Here is a 246-nt window from a genome sequence, read left to right as displayed (position 1 = left end):
TTGCCGATTTTATCATACGCGGCATACCCATCACTTTGAAGGTAGCCTTTAAAGCCGGCCAATATATGATCGGCAGCCTCACGGCTGCGCCCGGGCTGATAATCAAAGAGTACGGTGCCATCTATGGGACAATGATGTACCCAATAATAACCTTGATGTGTTTTTCCTTTTTTAGCTGGATCCATCACCTTTATGGGTGTCTCATCACTTTGGAGGTAACCTTTGGAGCGAATATCCTCTAGCAGG

Annotated in this window: 1 protein-coding gene; it reads right to left on the bottom strand. The window is 46.3% G+C overall.

All coding sequences use genetic code 11. The annotated features are described in order from the left end of the window. On the bottom strand, positions 1-246 hold a 246-nt coding region (locus tag LB465_RS18260; protein ID WP_224471332.1), incomplete at both ends, for an IS66 family transposase.

Source organism: Salegentibacter lacus, assembly GCF_020164555.1.
Classification (GTDB): domain Bacteria; phylum Bacteroidota; class Bacteroidia; order Flavobacteriales; family Flavobacteriaceae; genus Salegentibacter; species Salegentibacter lacus.
This window is presented reverse-complemented; position numbering and strand designations above follow the sequence as displayed.